Source organism: Oryzihumus sp. (genome assembly GCF_054325275.1).
The window spans coordinates 1-26,830 of the sequence record NZ_JBTCWL010000056.1 but is presented as its reverse complement, the minus strand read 5'-3'; the positions used below and the strand labels follow the sequence as shown (position 1 = coordinate 26,830).

The following is a 26,830-nucleotide window of genomic DNA, read 5'->3' as shown; positions in this document are numbered from 1 at the left end:
CATCGGAGCGGAGTTTCTTCTCTGGCTTAAAGCCGCGGCTCCGCCGCGGCGGCGCGGGGCCCCGCGGTGGGACCCCACGCTGCGGGCGGCGCTTCGCGCCGTCCTCGCGCACCCCACCGCACCCCGCGCAAACGACAAAGACCCGGCCCGCGAGTTTGATGCTCGCGAGCCGGGCCTTGTGCTGGTCCACCTCGGCTGTCTCCTGCTCAGTCGACCACTGCGACCTCCCGGCGACTCTCGGCCGAGCCCGCCCAGGCGCCGGAATCGCAGTCCGCAAAAAGTCCGCAGTTCGTCCCTAGAGGCGCCTCGGGGCCGTGAGCCACGAAGAGCGATCTGAGCACGAATCCCGTTGCGAACGCTGCCATTTCAGCCTCCGGTCTCCCTTCTAATCTCTAGGTCGCAGGTTCGAGTCCTGCCGGGGGCACAGGCTGTTGGTGCAGGTCAGGCACGGGTGCCCCTCCGTCGTCCTGGTGGGTCGCACGGTTCTCAGACGTCACCCGACGGTGAGCTCGAGCAGGAGCCGGGCAGTGCCGGCGGGGTCGACGATCTGGTGCAGATGCGCGCCGGGCAGGTGTGCGACCCGCCAGCCGCGTTCGCGCGCCTCGGAGGCCGGGTCGTCGTAGGGCGGGCCGAAGAGCAGGTAGGAACACGGGTGGTCATCCCAGCCGTCGGGGACCGGGATGTGCTGCTCGTAGTAGGACAGCGGCAGCCGGGGTTGCTCGGCGACGACCTTCTGCCGCATCTGCGGATCGGAGAACATCGGTGCGACGTCGGCCTCGTCCCACCAGTCGGTCCAGCGCGGCAGCATGCCGTCCACCGCCATGGGGCGGAGGAAGTCCAGCAGCTCGGGTGGGGCAACGGGGGTGGGTCCGGTCCGGGCCGGGAGCGCCGCATCGACGAAGACCGAACCGGCTACCGGATGGTCGAGCCCCGACCGGATCGAGGGAAGGAACAGACCGGCGTTGCTGTGCCCCGACAGCACCAGCCGCTGGTCCGCCGGGACCTGCCCGAGGTCGTCGCGGACGGCGTCAACGATCCGGGGCCAGAACGGGGGTTCGCCCGCGACCACGTGCTGCAGGGACGGCACGCGAACCCGGCATCCCGCGGCGGTCAGCTGTTCGGCCACGGGGGTCCAGGTGGACGGACCCACCGACGGACTGTGGATGAGGACGAAGGTCGGCTGCATGCCACGATCCTGTCGCTAGGCCACCGGGGTGGGGGACCACCTCCGCTGACGGCGAACACCGGGAGCGCGCGCCGCTTCGTCAGGTCAGGTGCCCGGCAGCGTGGTCGGCGGGTCGGTCTGGCCGGTGCTGGTCGGCGAGGGCTGCGGGCTCGTGCTCGTCGGGGAGGGAGACGTGCTGGTCGGGCTGGGCGGCGCACTGGACGGTCCGGTGCCCGACGCCGATGGCTGCGGGGTCGTCTCCCGGGTTGTGGTCGGGCGCTCGGACGGACTCGGCGCCGCAGTCGAGCTGGTGGGCCGGGTGACCGGGGTGGCCGACGTCGTGCCCTGGTCGGGGGGCGGGACGTCGTGCGTGGGCCCGATGCCGGAGGCGGCGGTGGAGCCGGTCGCGGTCGTGTCGTTGCCGGCGGGGGTGGCCGCCACCGGTGTGGTGGCCGGCCCGGGCTGCTGTTGTTGGGTCGCCGCCGACCCCGAGGCGGACGGCGCGTCCAGGTGCGCCCATACCGCCCCGATGCCCAGGCCGATGACCGAGGCAGTGCTCAGGCTGACCATCCAGACCTTGACCGTCGGCGGGGGCAGCATCGGGGGTCTCCTCAGAGGTGGGGGGCAGCCGCAGGTCAGGGCCCCGGTGACACCAGCCCCGGCACTGGCGTCGGGCCCTGCACCCTGGCGACGACCCTACCCAGACCGGGGTTACCCGGCAGTACGGGCATGGGTTCCGTCGCGGTCGGCGCGCTCGCCGAGGGCCACCGGACGAGACGGGTCGCTCACCCACTCGCTCCAGGACCCGACGTACAGCGCTGCGCGAATCCCCAGCAGCTGCAACGCAAACACGTCATGGGCGGCGGTGACGCCCGAGCCGCAGTAGACGCCGACCTCGCTGTCGCCGGTGACCCGCGCCGAGGCATAGCGCGCTCGCAGCTGCGCGGCCGGGCGGAAGGCGGCGCCGTCCAGGTTGTCGGACGTGGGCACGTTGACGGCGCCGGGGATGTGCCCGGCCACCGGGTCGAGCGGCTCGACGTCTCCGCGGTAGCGCTCGGGGGCCCGCGCGTCGACCAGGACGCCCTCGCGGGCCACCCGCGCGGCCCCGGCGGCATCGAGCACGGGAAGCCGGCCGGGTGCCGCACGGAAGTCCCCCGGAGGCACTGCTGCCTCACCGGTCTCGACCGGTCCACCCGAGCCGAGCCAGGCAGCCCACCCGCCGTCGAGGAGCAGGACCTGGTCGTGGCCGTGGTGGCGCAGCAACCACCAGCATCGCGCCGCGAACGTGTTGGCGGCGTCGTCGAGGACGACCACCGGCCGGTCTGCGCAGACCCCGCACCGGCGCATCGCGGCGGCGAAGTGCTCGGGGTCGGGCAGCGGGTGGCGCCCCGCGCCGGGAGGGGCGGCCAGGTCGGCATCGAGGTCGACGAAGGCAGCCCCGGGGATGTGTCCGCGCAGGAACTCCTCGCGTCCCGAAGGCCCTGTGCGGCTGTATCGCACGTCCAGCACGCTCACCTCGCCGAGCCGGGAGGCCAGGTCTGCTGCGCTGATCAGCTCGTCCATGCCCGGGATCATGCCAAAGCAGCCGGCACTCGCGCGGCGAAGGCGAACGACCCCTGCCGACCGGCCGTTCAGCCAATCGTCAGGTTCGGCCCAGCCGCCACGAAGCCCGGCGTGGTGTGGTGGGATCAGCCCGACCAGGGGACCCCAGTCCGTCGGAGGACCGCGTGCTTCGCCAGCTGCTCGACCGTCTCGTGCCGAACGGGTCCGGCGCGCGTCCGCCCGCGGCGTGCCTCGACTGCCGCAGTGGCATCCACGCGGGCTGCGCGGGCTGGTGTGCCTGCGAGGTCTCGGGCCACGGTGCGGAGGCGGCGGCCGAGCACGACGCCGAGGTGGCACGCGAGCGAGCCTGACGGCCTCCGGCCGCGGCTGAGGCCATGACGCCGGGCCCCGGCCCGGTCACCACGCCGCCCCGTCGCGGCTCAGCCGGGGAACAGCGTGGCGTCCGCCGCCGCGGCGTACTCGTGCGCCAGCGGCCGACCCCCCTCGGGGGGTGGAGCGAGGTCCACCACCACCCGGCAGCCCGGGTCCCCGACGGCGATGCGCTCCTCGAGCAGCACCGCCACGCCGTGGTCGCTGTTGCGGGCGGCGATCCCGCCGAACACGCTGGAGGTCATCCGGCACAGGGAAGGGGCCCGCCGGACCACGTCCCCGAACGGGCAGCGGGTGTTGCCCAGCACGATGCGGTGCTCGGTGGCCTCGATGACGTAGAACCCGCCGTCGATGGCGTGCTTGAGCCGGACGTAGCAGTCGGCCATCTGCTCCGGCGTCAGGCGCCCGACGATGGCCCCGGCGGCGCGGAACTCCTCCTCCATCTGCCCGCCGATGTCGGCACCGACCTGGGCGACGGCCGCCGCGGCGGCGTCGGGGCCTTGCTGCGTCTCCACCGTCCGGGCCAGCTGGACGACCAGCGCGCGCAGGAACGACTCCTTGCCGAAGCCGCCTCCCGGCAGCGCCTCGTCCAGCTCGGGGAGGGCGCCGAAGGTGCGCCGGGGAGGGTCGTGGCTCAGCGCGGGGGCCCGGTTGACAGGCAGGGTCACCGACACGGTCATACCGCCGGCACGGCGCACCTCGGCCGCCAGGCTGGGCGTCACCTGGGAGACGAGGAAGAGCCCGAGCCCCGCCTCGGCCAGGGTCGCGGACCCGGCCCGGGGTGCCAGGGTGACCGGCTGCGCGAGCCGGGCCGGGTCGAAGCCGGGTCCGAGGTCGCGCACGGTGAGCACCGGCTGGGCCTGCGCCCAGTAGAGCGAGACCCAGACCGGTCCGCCGGCGTGCCGCACCGCGTTGCCGACGACCTCGCTGAGCGCGAGCTCGGCGTCCTCGACCTCGCTGTCGGGCTCTGCGTGGCGGCGCAGGTAGGCCACGACCTCACGCCGGAGCTCGCCGACGGCGCTCGCGTCATCGGGCTTGAGGAACCAGTCCACCGGACCATTCTCTTCCCAGGCTGCCCGCCGCGCGAACCTCTGTGCTCGTGAGTTTCCCGGTCAGGCCCCGAGGGCTCATCCGAGCGCCAGCACGTTCGGCACCGCGCGCTGCGCCTCGGCCATGGAGCGGTCGAGCCGGATCACGGCCCCGGTGCCCGCCCGGCGGGCCAGGAGGGTCGTCGAGCCGCCTCCGTCGAGAGCGGTCGCCTCGACGCAGCCGAGCTGGTGCAGGTAGTCCGCCATCTGGTGGATCGTCGCCCCGCCGTAGCGGACGCCGTTGACCAGCGCGCGCCCCGACACGGCCACCACGACGAGGTCGCCGTTGGCGCGCCAGCCGACCGCGGTGCGCGGCCGCAGGAGCTCGTCGCGGGTCAGGCACGCCCCGCCCTGGACCACGCCGTGCAGCACGTATCGCGCGCCGCGGCCCACCGCGTCGCGCACCGCGTGCCGGGCGTCGGTCACCGCGCGGTAGGTGACGGTCATGGCCGTGCCGACCCGAAGGTGGGCCAGCCATGCCCCGGACGTGCCGGTCGCGGTGAGGATGGTCTGGCCGGCTCGCGGTGCCGCGCCCCGGGCGGTGCCGGTGCGCACGGCGGTGACCCGGCCGCCGGACACGACGACGTCGACCGTGCCGTAGGGGCGGCGTTGCAGGCCCCAGGCCGGGGTGTAGGCGTTGAGCCCGGTGCCGGTCACGGACTGCCAGTTGAGCCCGGTCACCCCCACGCTCCGGCCGGCGGCCGTGGCGGCCCCCGACAGCCACAGGTGGTCGGGGGAGGAGGTCCCGTCCGGCCCGACCGTGATGACGGCCTCGTGGACGTACCGCGCCTTCGTGACCCGGCCGCCGACCATCTGCGGCAGCAGGGGCAGCGCCCCGCGTGAGGCGTCGAAGACCCCGCCGTTGACCATGACCACGGGGGTGCGCACGCCGGAGAGGTAGGCCGAGGGCGTCCGGGACGCGGTGAGCGAGGACGCAGCCAGCACCCGGGGATGTGCGGGGCTGGATACCGGCACGGTGACCGCGACGAGGCGGGTGGACGCCTGCGGGTCCGACGGGGTGGCGCCGGTGTCCCAGACCCGCGCAGCGGCCCCGCCCATCAGCGGCACCACCGTGGAGGTGCGGGTCAGCAGGGACGGCGTCGGGCGGCACGTGGCGGCCTGTGCCGGCGAGGGGGACAACACCGACCCGGTCGAGGCCACGAGGGCGGCAACGAGGGCGGCGACGGTGAAGCCGGCGGCCCGGCGGCGGTGGTCGGACACGGAAGGCTCCCCCTGGATGCGCTGGTGTCCGACCATGGTGCGGGCCGGGGCCGGGCGGCGCCGGCGACTTGGTGGACTCTTGACCCGGCGACCTGGTCCGTGGAGGCGACACTCCCGGCCGGCGCGACGGAGGCGCCCCGGAGAGGTCGCCGCGAACTGCCTTCTGCCTGAATCGTTCCCGTGCTCCTTGAATGGGTCAGTCGCGGTTCTTTTCTTGGTCAAGCAGGATCTCTTCGGGTGGCGCAGCCCCTAGAGTCCCGGTCCCATGGGGGACGTGTCACCGACGACGGGTGTGCTCCGGGACCGCCGCTTCCTGCGGCTGGCCGCGGCGCGCACGATCTCGACCTTGGGCTCCGGATTCGGCCGGGTCGCGCTGGCTTTCGCGATCCTGTCGCTGCCCGGCGCCACCCCGGCCCGGCTCTCGCTCGTGCTCGCCGTCCAGGCGTTGCCGGCGCTGCTGTTCATCCTGGCCGCCGGCGTCGTCGGCGACCGCTTCTCCCGCTACCGGCTCATCGTCGGGGCCGAGCTGCTCGCGGCGGTGGCCTGGGCTGCGCTGGCGGCGATCCAGCTGACCGGCTGGGCGCCTCTGCCGGCCATCCTGGTCGCAGCCGCGCTGTCGGGGCTGGCGAGTGCGCTGCTCATGCCGGCCCTCAGCGGTGTGCTGCCGGAGTTCGTCGCCGCCGAGCGACTCCAGTCGGCCAATGCCGTGCTGCGCATGGGCCAGAACGTCGCCATGGTGCTCGGCCTGGCCCTCTCCGGCGTCACCGTCGCAGTGTTCGGCCCCGGCATGGCGCTCGCGGCCAACGCCGCCTCGTTCGTCCTGAGCGCGGTGCTGATCTCGGGGATGAAGCTGCCCTCCCGGGCCCCGCTGCGGGGGTCCGCGCTGTCCGACCTCCGGCACGGCTGGCGCGAGTTCTCCTCGCGCCAGTGGCTCTGGGTCGTCGTCGTGCAAGGGGCGTTCGTCCTGGCCGCGATGATGGCCACCGTGGGGGTGCTCGGCCCGCTGCGTGCCGCAGAGCAGCTCGGCGGAGCTCGCGGCTGGGCGGTGCTCGTCGCCGCACAGGCTGCGGGCAGTATCTTGGGGGCCGTCGTCGCCACCCGGGTGCGTGCCCGGCGACCGATCCTGGCCACGGTCCTGGTGACCCTGGTCTCGGCCCTGCCGATGGCCTCGCTCGGGTTCGGCGCCCCGCTGTGGGTCAGCGCCGGCGCCATGTTCCTGTGTGGCGTGGCGGCCGACGTCTGCGCGGTGCTGTGGGTCAGCACCATCCAGCGCGAGGTGCCCATGGAGGCGATGTCCAGGGTCAGTGCCTATGACCTGTTCGGCTCCCTGGCCTTCGCCCCGCTCGGCCTGCTGGTTGCCGGCCCGCTCGCCACGGCCATCAGGGCGGCACACGCCCTCCAGCTCTGCGCGGGCATGGTGGTCGTGGCCACCCTGGTGGCCCTGTGCTCTCCCTCCGTGCGCCGCCTGACCCTGACCGAGCCGGCCGCTCAGCCAGTGGCCGAGCCGGTGGCCGAGCCGGTCGCCGAGCCGGTCGACGAGCCGGTCGTGGTGGCCGCCGAGGCGCCGGTCGAGGTGGCCGAAGACCCCGCCCCCACGGCTCCGGCCACGACGGTCCTGCCCGCCCCGGCAGAGCCGGGTGTCGCCCAGGCGGTCTAGTCAGGTTTCCTGTGGTGCCGCACCGCGCCAGGTGCTGGGATGTCAGGGTGCGCGCCCGCTACCTCGCCGCGGCCACGGCCGTCTGGGTCACGGCATACCTGCTCGTCTATGTCGCGGTCATCGACCAGCAGGGGGACACCTCGGTTGCGTGGTGGTACGTCGCCCTGGTCGGTGTCGCCGGGCTCTTCCTGGTCGGCGCGGCGATCGGGCGCGCGCCGATGTTCGTCCTCATCCTCGCCGTGGCGGCGCTGGCGGTCTCCATGATCATCGCACTGGCCTCGATCGGGCTGCTCCTGCTGCCCGCGGTCCTCGGGGCCGCGGCGGTGATCGGTCTGGGTGGCGCCGAGCGCCCGGGGTGACCAACAGTTTTCCCAGCCGTTACGTAGCGAAACGCTGCCTTGACCTTCCCCGCCTACCGTCCCGGACAGCGGGAGGAGGCGTCGATGACGATGCGGGCAGGCGCGGTGGGTGCGCTGGTGGACAGCAGGATCGGTATCACGAGCAGTCGCCGCGGCGACGAGCTCGCCGCGCTGCTGGAGAGGCGGGGGGCACGGGTGGAGGCGGCCCCGGCGCTGGCGATCACGCCGTGCCCGGACGACGCGGCGCTGCGGGCGGTGACCGCCCGGTGCATCGAGCGCCCGCCGGAGATGCTCATCGCCACGACCGGGCTGGGCATGAGCGGTTGGCTGGAGGCGGCGGCGGAGTGGGGGAGGCGGCGCGAGCTGGTGGCCTCGCTGCGTCGGGCCGAGATCTTCGCGCGCGGGCCACGGTCGGTGGCAGCGTTGCGCTCTGCCGGCCTGCGGGAGACCTGGGCCTCGGACTCGGAGGCCATGGAGGACGTGCTGGCCCACCTCGGCGGCCGTCAGCTGCACGGGCGACGGATCATCGTCCAGGAGCACGGGTCGTCGGCGCCCGGCCTGGCCGGAACGCTGCGCTCGCGGGGAGGTCACGTCAGCACCGCCACCGTGCACCGGTTCACCGTGGCCCCGGACCGGGATCCGCTCTACCGCATGGTCGGCCTGGTCGCCGACCGCGAGCTCGACGCCATCACCTTCACGTCCGCCCCGGCGGCGAGGGTGCTGCTCGAGGTCGCAGCCGACACCGGCCGGCACGGTGACTTCCTGACCGCGCTGCGCCGGGACGTGGTCACGGCGTGCATCGGGCCGGTCACCGCCGAGGTCTTCGACCTGTGGGGGGTGCCGACCATCCGTCCCGCCCGCGCGCGACTGGCCGAGCTGGTCGCCGGGCTGGACGACGCCCTGGCCACCCGCCGGCAGGGCACGCGGCTGGTCGTGGCCGACCACGAGCTCGTGCTGCGCGGGGAGCAGGTGCTCCTCGACGGGGTGGAGGTGCGGCTCACGCCGGGGCCGCGCGCGATGCTGCGCGCCCTGGCCCGTCGTCCCGGCCACGTCCTGTCCCGCGCCGAGCTCCTGGCGATGCTCCCGGGGGACGGGCTGCGCACCGAGCACGCGGTCGAGGCCACCGTCGCGCGGTTGCGTCGCGCGATCGGGCCGGGGCTGGTGCGGACGGTGACCAAGCGCGGATACCGGCTCGCGGTCCCGCTGTGAGGCCTGGTGCTGCTGTGGCGCCCGTGCCGTTGCACCGTGCGGCTGCTGGTGGGACGCTTCGTGATGTTGCTGACGGCGAGCCGAAGTTGAGTCCGCGCGACGAAAACGGCAGGCTTGCGCCTTGTGATGCGCGGGGTCGTTGACGAGGGTCTGCTGGAGGCAGCGGGTGAGCTGCGCGACCTCGTGGCGGTCACCCGCTTCCCGATCGACACGGGCGCCGTGGACGTCGCCCGCGACGCCCAGGTGGCGTTGCTGGACCAGCTCGACGACTACGTCCTGCCACGCCTCAAGGCCATGGACGCCCCGCTGCTCGCGGTGATCGGCGGGTCCACCGGCGCGGGCAAGTCCACCCTCATCAACTCGATCGTCGGCGCGACGGTCAGCCGCAGCGGCGTGCTGCGCCCGACGACGCGCGCCTCGGTGCTCGTGCACAACCCCGAGGACGACCAGTGGTTCACCAGCCACCGGGTCCTGCCCGGGCTGGAGCGGGTCCGCGGCGGCACGGGCACCGGCGGCCTGCACGCCGTCGACGACCCCTCCGAGGTGCGTCTCGTCGAGTCCAACGCGCTGCCCTCGGGCCTGGCGCTGCTGGACGCCCCGGACATCGACTCGGTCGTGCGGCCCAACCGCGAGCTCGCGGCGGAGCTGCTCTCGGCCGCCGACCTGTGGCTGTTCGTCACCACTTCCTCGCGCTACGCCGACGCGGTGCCGTGGGCGATGCTGAGGCAGGCCGCCGAGCGCGGCACCTCGGTCGCCATCGTGCTCGCGCGGGTGCCCCGCGAGCACATGGAGGAGGTCCGTGGCCACCTCAGCGAGATGCTCCGCGGCGAGGGCCTGGCCTCCGCCCCGATCTTCACCATCCCCGAGGCCACGCTGACCCGGGAGGGACACCTGCAGCCGCAGGAGGTAGCCCGGATCCGGTCCTGGCTGGCCGCGCTCGCCCGCGACGCCAAGGCCCGGTCGATCATCGTCCGCCGCACCCTCGGCGGCGCGCTGGACTCGTTGCGGGACCGGGTCGCCGACCTGGCCGAGGCCAGCCAGGCCCAGCACGAGGCCACCCAGGAGCTGCGCCGTGCCGCGGAGCGGGCCCACGCCCAGGCGGTCGAGGCCGTGGAGTCCGGCATCAGCGAGGGCACCCTGCTGCGTGGGGAGGTCCTCGCCCGGTGGCAGCAGCTGGTCGGCACGGGGGAGTTCCTGCGTCACGTCGAGGCCCACATCAGCAGCTGGCGCGACCGCTTCACCTCCGCGATCACGGGCACGCCGCCGCCGGCCGCGCCGCTCGGCGAGGCGCTGCAGTCCGGTGTCGCCGAGCTGCTGCGCGCCTACGCCCAGGGTGCCGCCGCGACCACCGCACGCCGCTGGCGGCAGCTGCCCGGCGGGGCCGCCCTCCTGGAGGAGCACCCCGAGCTGGCCCACCCCTCCGCCGACCTCGACGAGCGGGTCGAGCGCCTCGTGCGCGACTGGCAGGGGCAGCTGCTGGAGCTGGTCCGGGCCGAGGGCAAGGACCGGCGCACGACCGCGCGGATCATGGCCTTCGGGGTCAACGGACTGGCCGTCGTGCTCATGCTGGTCGTGTTCAGCCAGACGTGGGGGCTCAGCGGGGCCGAGGTCGGTGTCGCCGGTGGCGCAGCCGTCCTCGCGCAGCGGCTGCTCGAGGCGATCTTCGGCGACCAGGCCGTGCGCACCCTCGCGCTCAAGGCCCGCAAGCAACTCATGGACCAGGTCGAGGCGCTCTACGCGCAGGAGCGCCAGCGCTTCGACCGTGCACTCGAGAGCGTGGAAGTGGTGGCATCGCAGGCGAAGCAGCTGACCGACGCGGCCGCAGCGGTGGAGGCCGCGCGGTGAGCATCCTCAAGCTGGGGTCACGCCCCAACACCACCGCCCCGGCGGTGGGGGACCTCGGGGCACAGGCCGTCGCGCTGCGGGCCGCCCTGGAGGCCGGTGGCACGCGCTTCGACCCCACCGACCGCCGCATCGCCAAGAGCATCGTCAACAAGGTCGACGAACGCATCGCGATCACCGGTGCGCACACCGTCGTCGCCCTCGCCGGCGCCACGGGCAGCGGCAAGTCGAGCCTGTTCAACGTGCTGGTCAACGGCGACGTCGCCGACGTCGGCACCCGCCGGCCCACGACGTCGCTACCGACGGCCGGGGTGTGGGGCACCGAGCCGGCCACCCGCCTGCTGGACTGGCTCGGGGTGGGGCGCCGGCACGCCGTCGAGGGGCACGACGCAGGCGAGGACGCCGAGGCGCTGGAGGGCCTGGTCCTGCTCGACCTGCCCGACTTCGACTCGACCAACGCCGAGCACCGCGCCGAGGCGGACCGGGTGCTCGACCTCGCCGACGTCTTCGTCTGGGTGACCGACCCGCAGAAGTACGCCGACGCGCGCCTGCACGACGAGTACATCCGCACCCTGGCCAGCCACGCGGCGGTCACGCTGGTGGTCTTCAACCAGGCCGACCGGCTCTCCCCGGAGTACCTCGCCGCGTGCCGCGCCGACCTGACGCGCCTGGTTCACGAGGACGGCGCCACGGGCGCCGAGGTCATCGTCACCTCGGCCCACACCGGCCAGGGGATCCGCGACCTGCGGCGCGAGCTGGGGGAGGCGGTCAGCCGCCGTACCGCGGCCCAGCAGCGCCTCGCCGGTGACCTGCGGTATGCCGCGGGCCGCCTGCGCGACGCGGTCGCCGACACCGAGCCCAGTCTCGAGGGGGCCGCCGACGGTCCCCTGGTCGACGCGCTCATCCGGGCCGCCGGGGTCCCGACCATCCTGGCCGCCGTCGAGCGTGACTACCGGCGTGAGGCCTGGGCCCGCACCGGGTGGCCGTTCACCCGCTGGGTGCGCGCCTTCCGCCCCGACCCGCTGACCCGGCTGCGGCTGCAGCCGGAGAAGTCCGACACCGCCGTGCCGGGCATCACCGCCGCCGACGTCCGGGCCGTGCTCGGCCGCTCCTCCCTGCCTCCGGCCACCCCCGCCGCCCGGGCCGCCGTCGACCTCGCCACCCGCGACCTGGTCGACCAGGCTTCCGAGGGCCTGCCCCAGCCGTGGGCCGACGCGGTCGCCGACGCGGCCCAGGAGCAGCGCCCCGAGCTGACCGACGCGCTCGACCAGGCGGTCCTGCAGACGCCGCTGCGGGCGAACAAGCCGCTCTGGTGGGTCGTCACCGGGATCGCCCAGATGGTGCTCGCGGCGGCCGCCGTCGCCGGCGCGCTGTGGCTCGGCGTGCTGTCGGTCATGGGCTGGCTGCGCCTGCCCGCGGTGCCCACGCCCTACGTGGGCCCGGTGCCGCTGCCGACCGTGCTGCTCATCGCCGGGCTGGTGCTGGGCTTCCTGCTCGGGTTCGGCTGCCGGTCCGCGGCGCAGGTGGGGGCCCGCCGGCGCAAGGAGCTGGTCGCCGGCCGGCTCGAGGAGGCCGTGGCCGAGGTCGCCGACACGCACATCGTCGCCCCGCTGGAGGCCGTGCTGGCCGAGCACCGGCGCACCCGGGAGCTGCTCGCGGAGGCCGGCGCGACGGACTGACCGGGAAGCCGACCTGCCCCACTGTCGTTTGACGACTGCGGGGCAGGCCTGCCCGGCGCCGCGGGTGGGGTCATCCACATGGGGGGTGTCGGTTCGTCCCACCATCCACAGGTCGCACGGGCCCGTGGCCCGGTCACCGTACAGACCCGAGTCTGGAGGAACCCGCCGAGCGGTCGGCGGGGCACCAGATGAGGGGATGCACAGATGAACGAGAGCTATGTGACCGTCAGCGGCAACGTCGTGGGGGACCCGGTGGTGCGCACCACGCGGGCCTCGGTGCCGTTCGTGACCTTCCGGGTCGCTTCGACGGTGCGGCGGGTGGACGGCAAGACGGGGGAGTACATCGACGGTGGCACCAACTACGTCAACGTCACGGCTTTCCGGGCGCTGGGGGTCAACCTCGCCAGCTCGCTCCACAAGGGTGACCCGGTGATCGTCTACGGGCGGATGCGGATCAACCAGTGGGTCAACGGCGACCGCAGCGGCACGTCGGTGGAGATCGACGCCTACAACGTCGGTCACGACCTGTCCCGCGGGCAGTCGCAGTTCACCCGCGTCGCCAAGCCGCAGCTCGACCCGCAGGACCGGCTGGCCGACCCCGCCGTCCAGGAGGCGCACGACGAGCTCGACCGGGTCGACCTCGGGGGCGACCACTGCGGAGCGGGGTCCGGCGGGTTCGACCGCCCGGAGGAGTCCGCCGACACCGACGACTACGAGCTGGCAGGTGCCTCGGGCGCCTGAGCGGTGCTGACCTGCCCGGTCGGCGGGATCTGATTAACCCGGCGGGGCGTCAGGCAGATAGCCTGACGCCCATGCCCGAGTTCATCTACACCATGACCAAGGCGCGCAAGGCGCACGGCGACAAGGTCATCCTCGACGACGTCAGCATGTCGTTCTACCCCGGCGCCAAGATCGGCGTCGTCGGCCCCAACGGAGCCGGCAAGTCCACGATCCTCAAGATCATGGCCGGTCTGGACCAGCCCTCCAACGGTGAGGCGCGGCTGACCCCGGGCTACAGCGTCGGCATCCTGCTCCAGGAGCCCCCGCTCAACGAGGACAAGACCGTCCTCGGCAACGTGGAGGAGGGCGTGGGCGAGATCAAGGCCCAGCTCGACCGCTACAACGAGATCTCCGCGCTCATGGCCGAGCCGGACGCCGACTTCGACGCGCTGATGGAGGAGATGGGCAAGCTCCAGACGGCGATCGACGCGGCCGACGCCTGGGACCTCGACTCCCAGCTCGAGCAGGCGATGGACGCGCTGCGCTGCCCGCCGCCGGACGCCGACGTGACCGTCCTGTCCGGTGGTGAGCGCCGCCGGGTCGCGCTGTGCAAGCTGCTGCTGAGCAAGCCCGACCTGCTGCTGCTCGACGAGCCCACCAACCACCTCGATGCCGAGAGCGTGCAGTGGCTCGAGCAGCACCTGGCCTCCTACCCGGGCGCCGTGCTGGCCGTCACCCACGACCGGTACTTCCTCGACAACGTCGCCCAGTGGATCGCCGAGGTCGACCGCGGTCACCTCTACCCCTACGAGGGCAACTACTCGACCTACCTGGAGAAGAAGCAGGAGCGACTGCAGGTCCAGGGCAAGAAGGACGCCAAGCTGGCCAAGCGCCTCAAGGACGAGCTGGAGTGGGTCCGCTCCAACGCCAAGGCCCGCCAGACCAAGTCCAAGTCACGTCTGGCCCGCTATGAGGAGATGGCCGCCGAGGCCGAGCGCACCCGCAAGCTCGACTTCGAGGAGATCCAGATCCCGCCGGGCCCGCGCCTGGGCAGCGTCGTCATCGAGGTCGACCACCTGCGCAAGGGCTTCGAGGACCGGGTCCTCATCAACGACCTGAGCTTCACGCTGCCGCGCAACGGCATCGTCGGTGTCATCGGCCCCAACGGCGTCGGCAAGACGACCCTGTTCAAGACCATCGTCGGCTTCGAGGAGCCCGACGACGGCGTGGTCAAGGTCGGCGAGACGGTCAAGATCTCCTACGTCGACCAGAACCGTTCCGGTCTGGACCCCAAGCGCAACGTCTGGGAGACGGTCTCCGACGGCCTCGACTACATCCAGGTCGGCAACGTCGAGATCCCCTCCCGCGCCTACGTGTCCAGCTTCGGCTTCAAGGGCCCGGACCAGCAGAAGCCGACCGGCGTGCTCTCCGGTGGTGAGCGCAACCGGCTCAACCTGGCGCTGACCCTCAAGCTCGGTGGCAACCTGCTCCTGCTCGACGAGCCCACCAACGACCTCGACGTCGAGACCCTGGGCTCGCTGGAGAACGCCCTGCTCGACTTCCCCGGCTGCGCCGTGGTCATCAGCCACGACCGGTGGTTCCTCGACCGCGTCGCGACGCACATCCTCGCCTACGAGGGCACCGAGGAGGACCCGAGCTCCTGGTTCTGGTTCGAGGGCAACTTCGAGTCCTACGAGAAGAACAAGGTCGAGCGGCTCGGCGCCGACGCCGCCCGCCCGCACCGCGTCACCTACCGCAAGCTGACCCGCGACTGAGCCACACGGCATACCGCGGACACGACGGAGCCCGCGTCCCCCTGGAGGGGGCGCGGGCTCCGTGCTGTCAGGGGCGGACGAGCCGCTGGGCCAGCTGCCCGTATGCCGTGCCGATGGCTTCGGGGGTGCGCCGGGTCCCTGGCTCGTACCAGCGGGCCACGTCGATGCACATCGACAGCAGGGCCAGGGTGGTCCCGGGGACGTCGGGCACCTCGAAGTCGCCGGAGCGGACGCCGGCAGTCAGCACCTGGCGCACGACGGCGTCGATCTGCTTGCGCTGCGCCCGCACCTGGTCGCGGTGCTCGGGGGACAGGTGGGGGAACTCGTACTGCACGATCCGGGCCGTGCGGAAGTGCTCGGCGTGCCAGCGCGCGAAGTCCGAGACGATCGCGGAGACCTGGTCGCGGGGAGACGCGGCCCGCTCACGGGCGGCCTGCACCAGCTCCAGCGCCGCGGTGTGGCCCTGGTGGCTCAGCTGGAAGAGCAGGTCCTCCTTGCTGGCGAAGTGCACGTAGACGCCGGCCGGGCTCAGGCCGGCCCGGGCCGCGATGTCCCGGGTGGTTGTGGCGTGGAACCCCTTGTCCGCGAAGGCGTCGGCCGCGGCGTCGATGAGCCGCTGCACGGTCTCCGGGGCCCTGCGGGCCGTCCCGCCCGCCGTGTCGCCGGTGGTCGACGTGGCGTTCGTCATGGTTGACAGCATGGCCTACCTGTCGAAGACTAAGCAAGCGCTTAGTTACTCGGAGGTAGCCCATGCCCCGCAACGTGTACGGCCCCGACCACGAGGCCTTCCGTGCGTCCGTCCGCGAGTTCGTCGAGCGGAGCCTGAAGCCCCGCGCAGAGGACTTCATCACGGCCAAGTCGATCGACCGTGCCGTCTGGCTCGAGGCCGGCAAGCAGGGCCTGCTGGGCCTGGACATCCCCGAGGAGTACGGCGGCGCCGGCGCCGACGACTTCCTGTTCAACGCGGTGGCCGCGGAGGAGTTCTCGAAGTTCAACGCCGCGGTGTCCTCCTGCTTCGGCATCCACGCCGACGTGTGCCCGCCCTACATCGTCGACCTCGGCACCGAGGAGCAGAAGCAGCGCTGGCTGCCCCGCATGGCTGCCGGCGAGCTGATCTGCGGCATCGCCATGACCGAGCCCTCCGGTGGCTCCGACCTCGCGGCGCTGAAGACCACCGCGGTGCGCGACGGTGACGACTGGATCGTCAACGGCTCCAAGACGTTCATCACCAACGGCTACCAGGGCGACCTCATCATCGTCGCGGCCCGCACCGACCCGTCCAAGGGCGCCAAGGGCATCACCCTGTTCATGCTCGAGACTGGCATGGAGGGCTTCACCCGCGGCCGCAAGCTCGACAAGGTCGGCCAGGAGGAGTCCGACACCGCCGAGCTGTTCTTCGACAACGTGCGCGTGCCCGACGCCAACCGCATCGGTGAGGAGGGCCGCGGCTTCATCGCGATGATGGAGCGCCTGCCCCAGGAGCGGGTCGGCGCCGCGGTGTCCAACACCGCCCACGCGTTCCAGATCCTCGCCGAGACGATCGAGTACGTGAAGGAGCGCAAGGCCTTCGGCCAGCCGGTCGGCACGTTCCAGCACAACAAGTTCAAGATCGCCGAGATGCAGACCAAGCTCGAGGTCACCCAGGCCTACGTCGACGATTGCGTCGTGGCGCACGCGAAGGGCGAGCTCACCGCCGTCGACGCGGCCAAGGCCAAGTGGTGGTCGGCGCAGGTGCAGAACGACGTGCTCGACGAGTGCGTGCAGCTCTACGGCGGCTACGGCTTCATGAACGAGTACCGCGTCGCCCGCGCCTGGCGGGACGCCCGCGTGACCAAGATCTGGGCCGGCTCCAACGAGATCATGAAGGAGCTCATCGGCCGCGACCTCGGCCTCTGAGCCGGCCGCCGAGCCACCTTCTGCGCCACCCCGCCACCCCGAGGAGGAGCCCCCGTGGGCCTGCACGACCAGACCGTCGCCATCGTCACCGGAGCCAGCCGCGGCATCGGGTTCGGCATCGCCGAGCGCCTCGTCGCCGAGGGGGCCCGGGTGGTGGTCACCGGCCGCAAGCCCGAGGCGCTTGACGAGGCGGTCGAGCGCCTCGGCGGGGTCGAGCACGCGCTCGGCGTCGCCGGCCACGCCGACGACGCCGACCACCAGGACCAGGTCATCGCCACCGCCCGCGAGGTCTTCGGCCGGCTCGACCTGCTCGTCAACAACACCGGCATCAACCCCGCCTACGGGCCGATGATCGACACCGGGGTCGACACCGCCCGCAAGATCCTCGAGGTCAACGTGCTCAGCGCCTTCGAGTGGACCCGCAAGGCCGTGCGCAGCGGACTTGGCCAGGTCGACGACCGCGGCCGCCCGACCGGCGCCGTGGTCAACGTCGCCTCGATCGCCGGGCTCGGCGCCACCGGCATGCTCGGCTGGTATGCCGTGTCCAAGGCCGCCCTGATCCACCTCACCACCGAGCTCGGGCACCAGCTCGGGCCCGAGGTGCGCGTGAACGCCGTCGCCCCGGCCGTGGTCAAGACGCAGTTCGCCGAGGCGCTCTACGCCGGGCGCGAGGAGAAGGTCGCTGCGGCCTACCCGCTCAAGCGTCTTGGCGTGCCGGAGGACGTCGCCGGGGCCGTGTCGTTCCTGCTCTCCCGCGACGCCTCGTGGATCACCGGCCAGACCCTGGTCATCGACGGCGGCGTCACGCTCGGCGGCGCCCTGTGACCCGGTTCGACGGCCAGGTCGTCGTCGTCACCGGCGGCGGTCGCGGCATCGGTGAGGCCTATGCCCGGCGGTTCGCCGGTCTGGGGGCCACCGTGGTCGTCAACGACCTCGACGCCGGAGCCGCCGACGAGGTCGCGCGCGCGGTCGGCGGGCTGGCCGTCCCCGGCGATGCTTCCACCGAGGCCGGGGTCGAGGTGCTCCTCAGCGCGGCGGGCTCGCTCGCCGGCCCCGTCGACGTGTTCTGCGCCAACGCCGGCGTCGCCCGCGGCGGCCTCGAGGATGTGGACGAGAAGGCGTGGGAGACCTCCTGGCAGGTCAACGTCTTGGCGCACGTGCGGGCCGCGAGGGCGCTCGTGCCGTCCTGGGTGGCCCGTGGCCGCGGCACGTTCGTCTCGACGGTGTCCGCCGCCGGGCTGCTGTCCATCCCCGGGGCCGCGCCCTACGCGGTGACCAAGCACGCGGCATACGCGTTCGCGGAGTGGCTGTCGATGACCTACGGGGACAAGGGGATCGGCGTGCACGCGGTCTGCCCGCAAGGGGTGCGCACGCGCATGCTGGAGGACTCCGGGGACGCGGGCAAGGCCCTCATGGAGGCCTCCGCGGTCGAGCCCGCTGCCGTCGCCGACGCCCTGCTTGTGGCGATCGAGGAGGGCCGGTTCCTCGTCCTGCCGCACCCCGAGGTGGGCCCGATGTATGCCGGCCGCGCCGCCGACCCGGACCGCTGGCTGGAGGGCATGCGCCGGCTGGCGTCCTCGTTGCCGGCGTCGACGATGGGGGAGCGGTCCTGATGCGGGCGTGGCAGGTCGGTCGGCTCGGCGAGCCGGCTGACGTGATGACGCTGGCCGAGGTCTCCGAGCCCGTGGTGCAGCCGGGTCATGTCTTGGTCGACGTGGCGGCCACCGCGCTGAACTTCCCGGACGTGCTCATGGCGCGCGGGGAGTACCAGCTGCGCCCATCGCTGCCGTTCGTCCCCGGGGTCGAGGTCTGCGGCCGGGTGGTCGAGGTCGGCGAGGGCGTGACCGGGGTGGCCGTGGGTGACCGGGTCGTCGGCACCTCGGCGCCGCCAGCGGGTGGCCTCGCCGAGCGCGCGCTCATGCCCGCGGCGGCGGTGTTCCCGGCGCCGGAGTCCCTCGACGACGCCCAGGCGGCCGCACTGACCATCGGCTACCAGACGGCATACGTCGGACTGGTGCGCCGGGCGGGCCTGACGGCGGGGGAGACCCTGCTTGTCCACGCGGCCTCGGGAGGTGTCGGGTCGGCGGCCGTGCAGGTCGGCAAGGCGCTCGGTGCCCGCGTGATCGCGGTGGTCGGCGGCACCGAGAAGGCCTCTGCGGCGCGGGATCTGGGCGCCGACATGGTCGTCGACCGCACCGCCGTCGACCTCGTGCCGGCGCTGAAGGAGGCCGCCGGGCGCGGCGGGGTCGACGTGGTCTTCGACCCGGTGGGCGGCACGGCCTACGAGGCCTCGACCAAGGTCATCGCGTTCGAGGGGCGCATCGTGGTGGTCGGCTTCGCCGGGGGCACCATCCCGGCGCCGGCGCTCAACCATGCCCTGATCAAGAACTACTCGATCCTCGGGCTGCACTGGAACCTCTACCTCGCGCGCGAACATTCCGTGGTGGAGGAGGCGCACCGCCAGCTGACCGCCTGGGCAGCCGAGGGCCGGATCGCCCCCCTGGTGTCGGAGCGGCTGCCGTTCGAGCAGGCGGTTGACGCGCTGACCCGGCTGGGGCAGGGGCGCACGACCGGCCGCGTCGTCGTCCTCGCCCCACGCTGACCAGCGAGACCGGACACGCGTCAGCCCGCGTCTCGGAGCCGAAACGGCCTCGAAACGCGGGCTGAGCGGTGTTCGGGCGGGGGCGCGTCAGTCCTGCGGGCCGCCGGCGACGTAGATGACCTGGCCGGAGACGAAGCCGGCCTCCTCGGAGGTGAGGAACGCGACCGTCGCCGCGATGTCCTCCGGCTCGCCGACCCGGCCGACCGGGATCTGCGCAGAGGCCCCGGCGATGAAGTCCTCGAAGGAGACCTTCATCCGCTCGGCCGTCGCGCGCGTCATGTCGGTGGCGATGAAGCCCGGGGCGACCGCGTTGGCGGTGACGCCGAAGCGGCCCAGCTCGATGGCCAGGGTCTTGGTGAAGCCCTGCAGGCCGGCCTTGGCGGCGGAGTAGTTGACCTGGCCGCGGTTGCCCTGGGCCGAGGTGGAGGACAGGTTGACGATGCGGCCGTACTTCTCGGCCGTCATGTGGGCCTGGACCGCCTTGGTCATGAGGAAGGCGCCGCGCAGGTGCACCGCGATCACGGCGTCCCAGTCCTCGACCGTCATCTTGAAGATGAGGTTGTCGCGGATGATGCCGGCGTTGTTGACCAGGATGGTCGGCGCGCCGAGCTCCTCGGCCACGCGCGCGACCGCGGCCTCGACCTGCTCGGGCTGGCTGACGTCCACGCCCACCGCGATGGCCCGGCCCCCGGCCTCGGTGATCACCGAGACGGTCTGGGCGCAGGCGGCCTCGTCGAGGTCGAGGACGGCCACGGCGTGACCGTCGGCGGCCAGCCGGATCGCGGTGGCCGCGCCGATGCCGCGGGCCGCGCCCGTCACGATGGCGGTGCGCTGCGGGGTGGTGCTCACAGGGTGCCTCCTGGGGCTGTGGGTGGTGAATCGTGTTGGCAGCAAAGACTTCTCAGCCGAGCGCCTGGCGTCCGGCCGCGACGAGCGGGCCGACGACCGCGCCGATCCGCTCGAAGCCGGGGCCGACGGTCTGGCTGTGCGCGTAGCGGTAGTGGATGCCTTCGCAGATGACGGCGAGCTTGAAGTAGCCGAGCGCGGTGTACCAGGGCAGGGGAGTGACGTCGAGGCCGGAGCGCGCGGCATACCGGTCGATGAGCTCGTCCATGGGCGGGAAGCCGTTGTGCGGGCCCATCCCGTCGGAGACGACGCCGGCGACGCCGCGGGTCGGCAGGGCGTAGACCGGCAGCAGCCCGACGTCGCACAGCGGGTCGCCGAGCGTGGCCATCTCCCAGTCGAGCACGGCGCGGATGCGCTGGTCCGGGCCGACGATGGCGTTGTCGAGGCGGTAGTCGCCGTGCACGATCGTGGCCCGCTGGCTGGCGGGGACGCGAGCGGCCAGGTCGCCGGCCAGCTCCTCGACCCCCGGTATCTCGCGTGACCGGGACCGCTCCAGCTGCTGGCCCCAGCGCCGCACCTGCCGGTCCAGGAAACCCTCGGGGTGGCCGAAGTCCTTCAACCCCAACGTCTCCGGGTCCAGGGCATGCAGGTCGGCGAGCGTGTCGATGAGCTGGTGGGCGAGCTCGGCCCGGTCCTCGCGGGAGCGCCCGGCCAGGTCGGCGTCGGTGCGCAGCACCTCGCCCTCGACGAGCTCCATGACGTAGAACGGCGCGCCGATGACGTCGGTGTCCTCGCACAGGGCGACCATGTGGGGGACCGGGACGGCGGTGTCGCGCAGGGCGGACATCACGCGGTACTCGCGCGTCATGTCGTGGGCGGTGGCCAGCACGTGCCCCAGCGGCGGCCGGCGCACGACCCAGGCCCGGCTGCCGTCGCTGACCCGATAGGTCAGGTTGGACTTGCCGCCGGCGATGAGGTCGGCGCTCAGCGTCAGCGAGCCGTCCGCCGGTCCGACGACCGGCGCCATGAAGCGCGACAGCGCCTCGAGGTCGAGCCCATCCACCATGCGCCCGACCTTACTGAGCGCTTGCTTAGTCGGGAACCCCGGCTGGCGTGACCATGGTCATGGGCTCAGCCCTTCCGGCCCTGCACCCAGCCGGAGCCGGCCGACTCCTTGATCCGCAGCATGCCCTCCTGGGCGACCGTCGCGACGAGCACGCCGTCGGCGCTGAACATGCGGCCGGTGGCCAGGCCGCGCCCGCCGGAGGCCGAGGGGGAGTCCTGGGTGTAGAGCGTCCACTCGTCAGCGCGGGCCGGGCGGTGGAACCACATGGCGTGGTCCAGGCTGGCCGGGCGCAGGCGCGGGTCGGCCCAGGCGATGCCGTGCTTGCGCAGCACCGGCTCGAGCAGCGAGTAGTCGGAGCAGTAGGCCAGCACCGCGGCGTGCAGCAGCGGGTCGTCGGGCATCCGCGACATCGCCTTGAGCCACACGCTCTGCCGGGCCGCGTGCTGGCGCCCGGGGTGGACGTAGATCGCGCCCTCGACGTGGCGCAGGTCGATGGCGCGTCGCGTCGACCAGAACAGCGCCGCCGGGTGGTCGATGTCGGCCAGCTCCTGGGCGGCCGTCGGCAGCATCTCGGGGTCGGGGGAGGCCGGCATCGGCTCCTGGTGGTCGAGGCCGTCCGCCTCGGTCTGGAACGAGGTGATCATCGACAGGATCGGCTTGCCGTACTGGATCGCGTGCACCCGCCGGGCGGAGAAGGAGGCCCCGTCGCGCAGCCGTTCCACGGCGAAGCGGATCGGGTGGCTGGAGTCGCCGGCGCGCAGGAAGTAGCCGTGCAGGGAGTGGATGTGCCGGGGCGCTCCCTCGACGTCGGCGACGGTGCGCCCGGCGGCGATGATCGACTGCGCCAGCACCTGCCCGCCGAACACCCGGCCGTGCGGCTGCGGCTGGCTGCGCCCGACGAACACGTCGGCCTCGGACTCCCCGAGGTCGGACTCGGCGTCGTCGGGGGCGTCGACGCTGATGTGCGCCAGTCCCGCGGGCTGGAGGTCGAGGACGTCGAGCAGGTCCTCGAAGGGGTCGGCGAGCGAGCCGTCGTCAAGCGTCGTGGTCACAGCGAGACGATATCCGGCGCCTGCCATGATGGGTCGCATGCCTGCCCGTCCGTACCACGTCGACGTGCCCCTCCGCTGGTCCGACATGGACGCCTATGGCCACGTCAACAACGTCCAGTTCCTGCGGCTGCTCGAGGACGCGCGCGTCATCGGCTTCCAGGAGTGGTTCGGGCAGGACCGCTCGATGCTCAACGAGGGCGTGCTCGTCGCCCGTCATGAGATCGAGTACCTCGCGCCGCTGGAGTTCCGCCACGCCCCGATCGCCGTCGACATGTGGGCCACGAAGGTCTCCGGCGCCAGCTTCGACCTCGCCTACGAGGTCCGCGACCCCGAGGACCACGGCACCAGCCTGTATGCGCGGGCCGAGACGACGCTCGTCGCCTACGACTTCTCGACCGCCTCGCCGCGGCGGCTGCGTCCGGACGAGCGCGAGAAGCTGCGCTCGGTCTCCGGCGAGCCCGTGCCGTTCCGCTGGCGTGCCAAGGGGTCCCGCGCGTGAGCACGCTGCGCTTCCCCGACGCCGAGGCGCTGGCCGACCTGGGCACCTTCGTTGCCCGCGCCCGCTCGCTCGACGCCGACGGCGCGGTTCGGCTCCAGGCCCGCGGGCTGGTCCTCGCGGCCTACGTCGGGGTGCTGCCCGGCCACGGGCTCATGGCCGACGGTGCCGTCATCGGCATGCGGGTCATGCCGCTGGCCGAGCCGGCCGAGCTCGACACCACCGTGCCGCTGGCCGGGGTCACCGACCGGCTGGCCCGCACCGGCACCGCCGGCGCGCGGACCCTGGACGTGCCGCCCACCACCGTCAGCGCCGGGTGGGCCGCCGTGGCCCCGCCGCGCCAGGGCTGGGAGCGGGTGGGCGAGCTGCCCGCCGCGGCGCTCAGGACCGTTGCCACGCAAGGCATCGAGGAGATCGCCCAGGGTGCGCCGACCGGCTCGGGCGGTCACGCCGTGACCTCCCTGCGTGAGCGGGTGTGGAGCCGGATGACCGGGACCGTGCCGCCGGTGCCCGCGGGGGCGGCGTTCGCGGCATACGCGCTGGGCTTCCTCGGCGCGGGTGACGCCGCGGTGTTCATGCATGGTCGGTGGACCCGGGTGTCGACCCAGGCAGGTCACGTCCTGCTGCGGTGACCGCCGAGCACGACGAGGGCGGCGACCGCGGCCATCCCTGACCAGATCAGCACGAACACGCCGGTGTCCTGGCCGTTGGCGTGGTGCAGCGCGGCGAACACCGCGCCGGACGTGGCGATGCCGAGCACGCTGCCGAGGGCATCGGCGAGCTGCAGCGCCGAGGAGGCCCGGCCGCGCTCGGCCTCGGAGGCCAGCTGCAGGGACAGCACCGACGTGGTCGACATGGCCAGCCCCATGCCGAGCCCGGCGAGGACCTGGCAGACCCCGACCAGCACGGATGGCAGGCCGGCGGAGGCCACGACGGCCATGCCCGCGATCCCCAGGGTCAGCGACGTGCCGCCGGCCATGACCAGGCCGGTGCGTCGGTGGAGGAACGCGTCGCGCCCCTGCACCCACGACCCGAACGACCAGCCCAGCGCGCCGATGGTGAGCACGATGCCGGCTTCGGTGGCCTTGAGGTGACGTTGTGAGACCAGCATCAGCGGGACGAAGGCCAGGCTGCCGTTGAAGGCCGCGGTGAGCAGGAACCGGCTGAGCACCACCGACGGCAAGCCGCGGGCCATGCGCAGGGTGCCGCGGGGGAGCAGCCGCGGGGCGGTGGCGCCGAGGACGACCACGCCCAGCCCGGTCAGCACGATCGGCCAGGCCTGCGGCGGGACCAGGGCCTGCGAGCCCCACTGCAGCGCCGCGGCGGCGGTCGCCACGCCGAGCCCGAGCCAGGCGGTGCGCCGGTGGGCGGCCCGCTCCTCAGCCGCGACGTCACGCCGGTCGCACTCGTCGGCGAGGCGGGAGCGCTGCGAGAGCACGGCGAGCAGGGTCAGTGCGACGGCGGGGACGACGACGAGGAAGACCCAGCGCCAGGACAGCTGGGTCGCCAGCCAGCCGGCGACCGGCGGCCCGACGAGCGCCGGCAGCACCCACGCCGCGGACACCCACGTGAACACCTTGGGGCGCAATGCATCCGGGTAGGCCCGGCCGATCACGACATAGAGCGCGACCACCACCAGGCCGCCGCCGAGGCCGGCGACGAACCGGCCGGCCAGCAGCAGGGGGAAGCTCGTCGCCAGGCCGGCCACCGCGGACCCACCGGCAAGCAGCACCTGTCCGGCGATGAGGCCGGGCAGCGGCCCGCGCCGGTCGCTCCACACCCCCGCCAGGACGATGCCGAGCAGCTGCGCGGTGAGCATCACCGAGAACGCCAGGCTGTAGGAGCGCACCGCGTCGAGATCGCGCGCCACCACCGGCATCGCCGTGGAGATCGCCATCGCCTCGAACGCGACGGTGGTCACCAGGGCCACGATGGCCAGCGTCACCAGCCGGTATGCCGGCGCCATGGGTCCGCGCGCCGGCGCCGGGGCGGTGGTGGCCGGGCTCAGGTCGTGTGTCGTCGCGGTCATGTCGTCCATGGCACGACATCAAGTGCGCTTGAGGTCAAGGCGACGGGCATGACTCTCACGCTAGCCCCGGTCACCGACACCTGGCTCCGGCTTTTCTCTGCGTCGCGCTGACCGCGGGTGCCCGTCCGAACGCACCAGATACGTCGAATCAGGCCCGGATCGGGGCCGAGACGACGGATCTGGTGCGTTCGGTCAGGTGCAGGTGGGGGTCAGAGGCGAGCCCAGACCGTGGTGTCGGTGCCCACCGTGCCGTCCTGCGCCAGCGGGGCGCTCGACAGCAGCACCGAGGCGCCCTCGGGCAGGGCCACGCCCGGGGTGCCCAGGTTGGTCACCACGAGGGTGCGCTCGCCGGCCGCGTCGACGACGAACGCCACGACGTCCTCACCGTAGCCCTCGACCCACGTGAACGAGCCCACGCCGAGCGCCCGCTCACGACGGGTGGCGAGCAGCGCGCGGTACAGCTCGAGGGTGGAACCCTCGACGCCCTCCTGCTGGTCCACGGCATACCGGCCGTAGACCTCGGGCTGGGGTAGCCACGTGTCCGCGGACGGGCCGAAGCCGAACGCGGGGCGGTCGGCCTCCCACGGCAGCGGCACGCGGCAACCATCACGGCCGCGCTCGGTGCGCCCGGAGCGCTCCCAGGCCGGGTCCTGGCGGAACTCGTCGGGCATGTCGGTGGAGTCGGGCAGGCCGAGCTCCTCGCCCTGGTAGAGGTAGGCCGAGCCGGGCAGCGCCAGCATGATCGCGGTCGCGGCGCGGGCGCGGCGCAGGCCCAGCTCGACGTCCGGCTGCGGGTCGCCGATGCCGATGCCGTTGGGGCGCTTGCTGCCCACCGGCAGGCCCAGCCGCGAGGCGTGACGGACGACGTCGTGGTTGGACAGCACCCACGTCGACGGCGCGCCGACCGAGTCCGCAGCCTCGAACGAGGACGTGATGACCGTGCGCAGGTCGGCGGCGACCCACGAGGTGGTGAGGAAGTCGAAGTTGAACGCCTGGTGCATCTCGTCGTCGCGGACGTAGCGCACCGCCCGCTCCTGCGGGTGGACCCACGCCTCGGCGCACAGGATGCGGTCGCGGTTGCGGTCGACCGTGTCGCCCTCGACCGGGTTGTAGGCGTCCAGGATCCGGCGCCAGCGCTGGTAGATCTCGTGGACGCGGTCCTGGTCCCACATCGGGGGCCGGCGCTCGTCGTGCTCCTCGTCGGCGCCGCCGAGCATCTCCTGGGACTCCTCCCAGTCGGGCAGGCCGTCCTCCTTGATCAGGCCGTGCGCCACGTCGACGCGGAAGCCGTCCACGCCGCGGTCGAGCCAGAAGCGCAGGATGTCCTCGAACTCGGCGCGGACCTCGGGGTGCTCCCAGTTGAAGTCGGGCTGCTTGGGGTCGAACAGGTGCAGGTACCACTGGCCGGGGGTGCCGTCGGCGTCGACGGTGCGGGTCCAGGCCGGGCCGCCGAACACGCTGCGCCAGTCGTTGGGCGGCAGCTCGCCGGACTCGCCCTGGCCGTCGCGGAACATGTAGCGCTCGCGCTCGGGACTGCCCGGGCCGGCGGCCAGCGCGGCGCGGAACCACGCGTGCTCGTCGGAGGAGTGGTTGGGCACGAGGTCGACGATGACCTTCAGCCCGAGCTCGTGGGCGCGGGCCAGCATGGCGTCGGCGTCGGCCAGGGAGCCGAACAGCGGGTCGATGTCGCGGTAGTCGGCCACGTCGTAGCCCGCGTCGGCCTGGGGCGAGGTGTAGAACGGCGAGAGCCAGATGGCGTCCACGCCCAGCTCACGCAGGTAGGGCAGCCGCGCGGTGATGCCGGGCAGGTCACCGATGCCGTCGCCGTTGGCGTCGGCCCAGGACCGCGGGTAGATCTGGTAGATCACCGCGTGACGCCACCACGGGGAGTCCGCAGCGCTGCCGGCGTGCGTCGGGTGGGCAGCCGGGGTCACGTTCGTCGCGGGGACGACGGTCGGGTCGAGTGTGGGGGAGGCAGTCACGGTGGGCCATCCTCCACCAGCCGGCGCCGTCGGCCAAAGCCGACCCGCAAGGTCTTGCAGTGTGAGCAAGAACTTGCAGGCCACCGGTATGCCGCGCCGTCGCCCGGCAGTGTCGCTCCCCGACGCCTGACAGGTCACGTTGCATGTTTGTGCAAACGAGTGGCTTCGTGCTGCGGTCCTGACGCAACATCGTCACGCAGCACACTCGCTCGGT

24 protein-coding genes are annotated in these 26,830 nt (G+C 73.2%); 13 read left to right on the top strand and 11 right to left on the bottom strand.

Annotation, left to right across the window (positions count from 1 at the left end):
* Nucleotides 1–493: 493 nt before the first annotated feature.
* The 5 genes from ACXVGS_RS14275 to ACXVGS_RS14255 all read right to left on the bottom strand — a co-directional run bounded on the left by ACXVGS_RS14275 (nucleotide 494) and on the right by ACXVGS_RS14255 (nucleotide 5,406).
* The gene (locus ACXVGS_RS14275) at nucleotides 494–1,186 is read right to left on the bottom strand and encodes a hypothetical protein (protein WP_458537080.1); all 693 of its coding nucleotides are present in this window, start codon (nucleotides 1,184–1,186) and stop codon (nucleotides 494–496) included.
* 84 nt (nucleotides 1,187–1,270) lie between these two features.
* Nucleotides 1,271–1,765, bottom strand: a complete 495-nt coding sequence (locus ACXVGS_RS14270) for a hypothetical protein (protein WP_458531385.1) — start codon at nucleotides 1,763–1,765, stop codon at nucleotides 1,271–1,273.
* A gap of 111 nt (nucleotides 1,766–1,876) precedes the next feature.
* Nucleotides 1,877–2,728 (bottom strand): sulfurtransferase, encoded by an 852-nt coding sequence (locus ACXVGS_RS14265; protein WP_458531386.1) that lies wholly within the window; start codon nucleotides 2,726–2,728, stop codon nucleotides 1,877–1,879.
* A 419-nt stretch (nucleotides 2,729–3,147) separates the two neighbouring features.
* Nucleotides 3,148–4,149 carry an ATP-binding protein gene (locus ACXVGS_RS14260; RefSeq protein WP_458527533.1) on the bottom strand — a complete coding sequence of 334 codons (1,002 nt, stop codon included), beginning with the start codon at nucleotides 4,147–4,149 and terminating at the stop codon, nucleotides 3,148–3,150.
* A 75-nt stretch (nucleotides 4,150–4,224) separates the two neighbouring features.
* Nucleotides 4,225–5,406, bottom strand: a complete 1,182-nt coding sequence (locus ACXVGS_RS14255) for a phosphodiester glycosidase family protein (protein WP_458527534.1) — start codon at nucleotides 5,404–5,406, stop codon at nucleotides 4,225–4,227.
* A gap of 265 nt (nucleotides 5,407–5,671) precedes the next feature.
* On the opposite strand from ACXVGS_RS14255, the gene ACXVGS_RS14250 reads away from it, so the two are divergent.
* The 7 genes from ACXVGS_RS14250 to ettA all read left to right on the top strand — a co-directional run bounded on the left by ACXVGS_RS14250 (nucleotide 5,672) and on the right by ettA (nucleotide 14,647).
* Nucleotides 5,672–7,063 carry an MFS transporter gene (locus ACXVGS_RS14250; protein WP_458537079.1) on the top strand — a complete coding sequence of 464 codons (1,392 nt, stop codon included), beginning with the start codon at nucleotides 5,672–5,674 and terminating at the stop codon, nucleotides 7,061–7,063.
* 47 nt (nucleotides 7,064–7,110) lie between these two features.
* Nucleotides 7,111–7,422, top strand: coding sequence for a hypothetical protein (locus ACXVGS_RS14245; RefSeq protein ID WP_458527536.1), 312 nt, complete (start codon nucleotides 7,111–7,113; stop codon nucleotides 7,420–7,422).
* A gap of 84 nt (nucleotides 7,423–7,506) precedes the next feature.
* On the top strand, nucleotides 7,507–8,631 hold the full coding sequence (locus tag ACXVGS_RS14240) for a uroporphyrinogen-III synthase (protein ID WP_458531389.1): 1,125 nt from the start codon (nucleotides 7,507–7,509) through the stop codon (nucleotides 8,629–8,631).
* 126 nt (nucleotides 8,632–8,757) lie between these two features.
* Nucleotides 8,758–10,476, top strand: coding sequence for a dynamin family protein (locus ACXVGS_RS14235; RefSeq protein WP_458531390.1), 1,719 nt, complete (start codon nucleotides 8,758–8,760; stop codon nucleotides 10,474–10,476).
* A complete protein-coding gene (locus tag ACXVGS_RS14230) occupies nucleotides 10,473–12,152 on the top strand; it encodes a GTPase (RefSeq protein ID WP_458533177.1) in 1,680 nt (559 codons plus the stop codon). The genes ACXVGS_RS14235 and ACXVGS_RS14230 overlap by 4 nt, the downstream gene beginning before the upstream one ends.
* Before the next feature lie 204 nt (nucleotides 12,153–12,356).
* Nucleotides 12,357–12,893 carry a single-stranded DNA-binding protein gene (locus ACXVGS_RS14225; RefSeq protein ID WP_458535569.1) on the top strand — a complete coding sequence of 179 codons (537 nt, stop codon included), beginning with the start codon at nucleotides 12,357–12,359 and terminating at the stop codon, nucleotides 12,891–12,893.
* A 71-nt stretch (nucleotides 12,894–12,964) separates the two neighbouring features.
* A complete protein-coding gene (ettA, locus tag ACXVGS_RS14220) occupies nucleotides 12,965–14,647 on the top strand; it encodes an energy-dependent translational throttle protein EttA (protein WP_458531392.1) in 1,683 nt (560 codons plus the stop codon).
* Between the two features lie 67 nt (nucleotides 14,648–14,714).
* On the opposite strand, the gene ACXVGS_RS14215 is transcribed toward ettA, so the two are convergent.
* Nucleotides 14,715–15,335, bottom strand: a complete 621-nt coding sequence (locus ACXVGS_RS14215) for a TetR/AcrR family transcriptional regulator (RefSeq protein WP_458527542.1) — start codon at nucleotides 15,333–15,335, stop codon at nucleotides 14,715–14,717.
* Nucleotides 15,336–15,397: 62 nt separating this feature from the next.
* Between ACXVGS_RS14215 and ACXVGS_RS14210 the strand changes: the two genes are divergently transcribed.
* From ACXVGS_RS14210 to ACXVGS_RS14195, 4 genes are read left to right on the top strand one after another with little or no spacing between them, the layout of a single operon-like run.
* Complete coding sequence (locus tag ACXVGS_RS14210) at nucleotides 15,398–16,543, top strand: acyl-CoA dehydrogenase family protein (RefSeq protein WP_141787618.1); 1,146 nt, start codon at nucleotides 15,398–15,400, stop codon at nucleotides 16,541–16,543.
* A gap of 54 nt (nucleotides 16,544–16,597) precedes the next feature.
* Complete coding sequence (locus ACXVGS_RS14205) at nucleotides 16,598–17,368, top strand: SDR family oxidoreductase (RefSeq protein ID WP_458527543.1); 771 nt, start codon at nucleotides 16,598–16,600, stop codon at nucleotides 17,366–17,368.
* Nucleotides 17,365–18,156 (top strand): SDR family oxidoreductase, encoded by a 792-nt coding sequence (locus ACXVGS_RS14200; protein WP_458527544.1) that lies wholly within the window; start codon nucleotides 17,365–17,367, stop codon nucleotides 18,154–18,156. The genes ACXVGS_RS14205 and ACXVGS_RS14200 overlap by 4 nt, the downstream gene beginning before the upstream one ends.
* A complete protein-coding gene (locus ACXVGS_RS14195; RefSeq protein WP_458527545.1) occupies nucleotides 18,156–19,145 on the top strand; it encodes an NADPH:quinone oxidoreductase family protein in 990 nt (329 codons plus the stop codon). The genes ACXVGS_RS14200 and ACXVGS_RS14195 overlap by 1 nt, the downstream gene beginning before the upstream one ends.
* Before the next feature lie 87 nt (nucleotides 19,146–19,232).
* Here the strand turns inward: ACXVGS_RS14195 and fabG are convergent, their stop codons facing one another.
* The 3 genes from fabG to ACXVGS_RS14180 all read right to left on the bottom strand — a co-directional run bounded on the left by fabG (nucleotide 19,233) and on the right by ACXVGS_RS14180 (nucleotide 22,136).
* Nucleotides 19,233–19,994, bottom strand: a complete 762-nt coding sequence (gene fabG / locus ACXVGS_RS14190; RefSeq protein ID WP_458531393.1) for a 3-oxoacyl-ACP reductase FabG — start codon at nucleotides 19,992–19,994, stop codon at nucleotides 19,233–19,235.
* A 52-nt stretch (nucleotides 19,995–20,046) separates the two neighbouring features.
* Nucleotides 20,047–21,057 carry a phosphotransferase family protein gene (locus tag ACXVGS_RS14185; protein WP_458531394.1) on the bottom strand — a complete coding sequence of 337 codons (1,011 nt, stop codon included), beginning with the start codon at nucleotides 21,055–21,057 and terminating at the stop codon, nucleotides 20,047–20,049.
* A 65-nt stretch (nucleotides 21,058–21,122) separates the two neighbouring features.
* Nucleotides 21,123–22,136, bottom strand: a complete 1,014-nt coding sequence (locus tag ACXVGS_RS14180) for an acyl-CoA thioesterase (protein WP_458537081.1) — start codon at nucleotides 22,134–22,136, stop codon at nucleotides 21,123–21,125.
* Nucleotides 22,137–22,146: 10 nt separating this feature from the next.
* On the opposite strand from ACXVGS_RS14180, the gene ACXVGS_RS14175 reads away from it, so the two are divergent.
* Both ACXVGS_RS14175 and ACXVGS_RS14170 read left to right on the top strand, forming a co-directional pair.
* Complete coding sequence (locus ACXVGS_RS14175) at nucleotides 22,147–22,608, top strand: acyl-CoA thioesterase (protein ID WP_458527549.1); 462 nt, start codon at nucleotides 22,147–22,149, stop codon at nucleotides 22,606–22,608.
* Nucleotides 22,605–23,237 carry a hypothetical protein gene (locus tag ACXVGS_RS14170; protein ID WP_458527550.1) on the top strand — a complete coding sequence of 211 codons (633 nt, stop codon included), beginning with the start codon at nucleotides 22,605–22,607 and terminating at the stop codon, nucleotides 23,235–23,237. Before ACXVGS_RS14175 ends, ACXVGS_RS14170 begins: the two co-directional genes overlap by 4 nt.
* Here ACXVGS_RS14170 and ACXVGS_RS14165 read toward each other — a convergent pair.
* A complete protein-coding gene (locus tag ACXVGS_RS14165; RefSeq protein WP_458527551.1) occupies nucleotides 23,219–24,634 on the bottom strand; it encodes an MFS transporter in 1,416 nt (471 codons plus the stop codon). The genes ACXVGS_RS14170 and ACXVGS_RS14165 overlap by 19 nt on opposite strands.
* Before the next feature lie 209 nt (nucleotides 24,635–24,843).
* Nucleotides 24,844–26,568 (bottom strand): glycoside hydrolase family 13 protein, encoded by a 1,725-nt coding sequence (locus tag ACXVGS_RS14160; protein ID WP_458527588.1) that lies wholly within the window; start codon nucleotides 26,566–26,568, stop codon nucleotides 24,844–24,846.
* Between the last annotated feature and the right edge of the window lie 262 nt (nucleotides 26,569–26,830).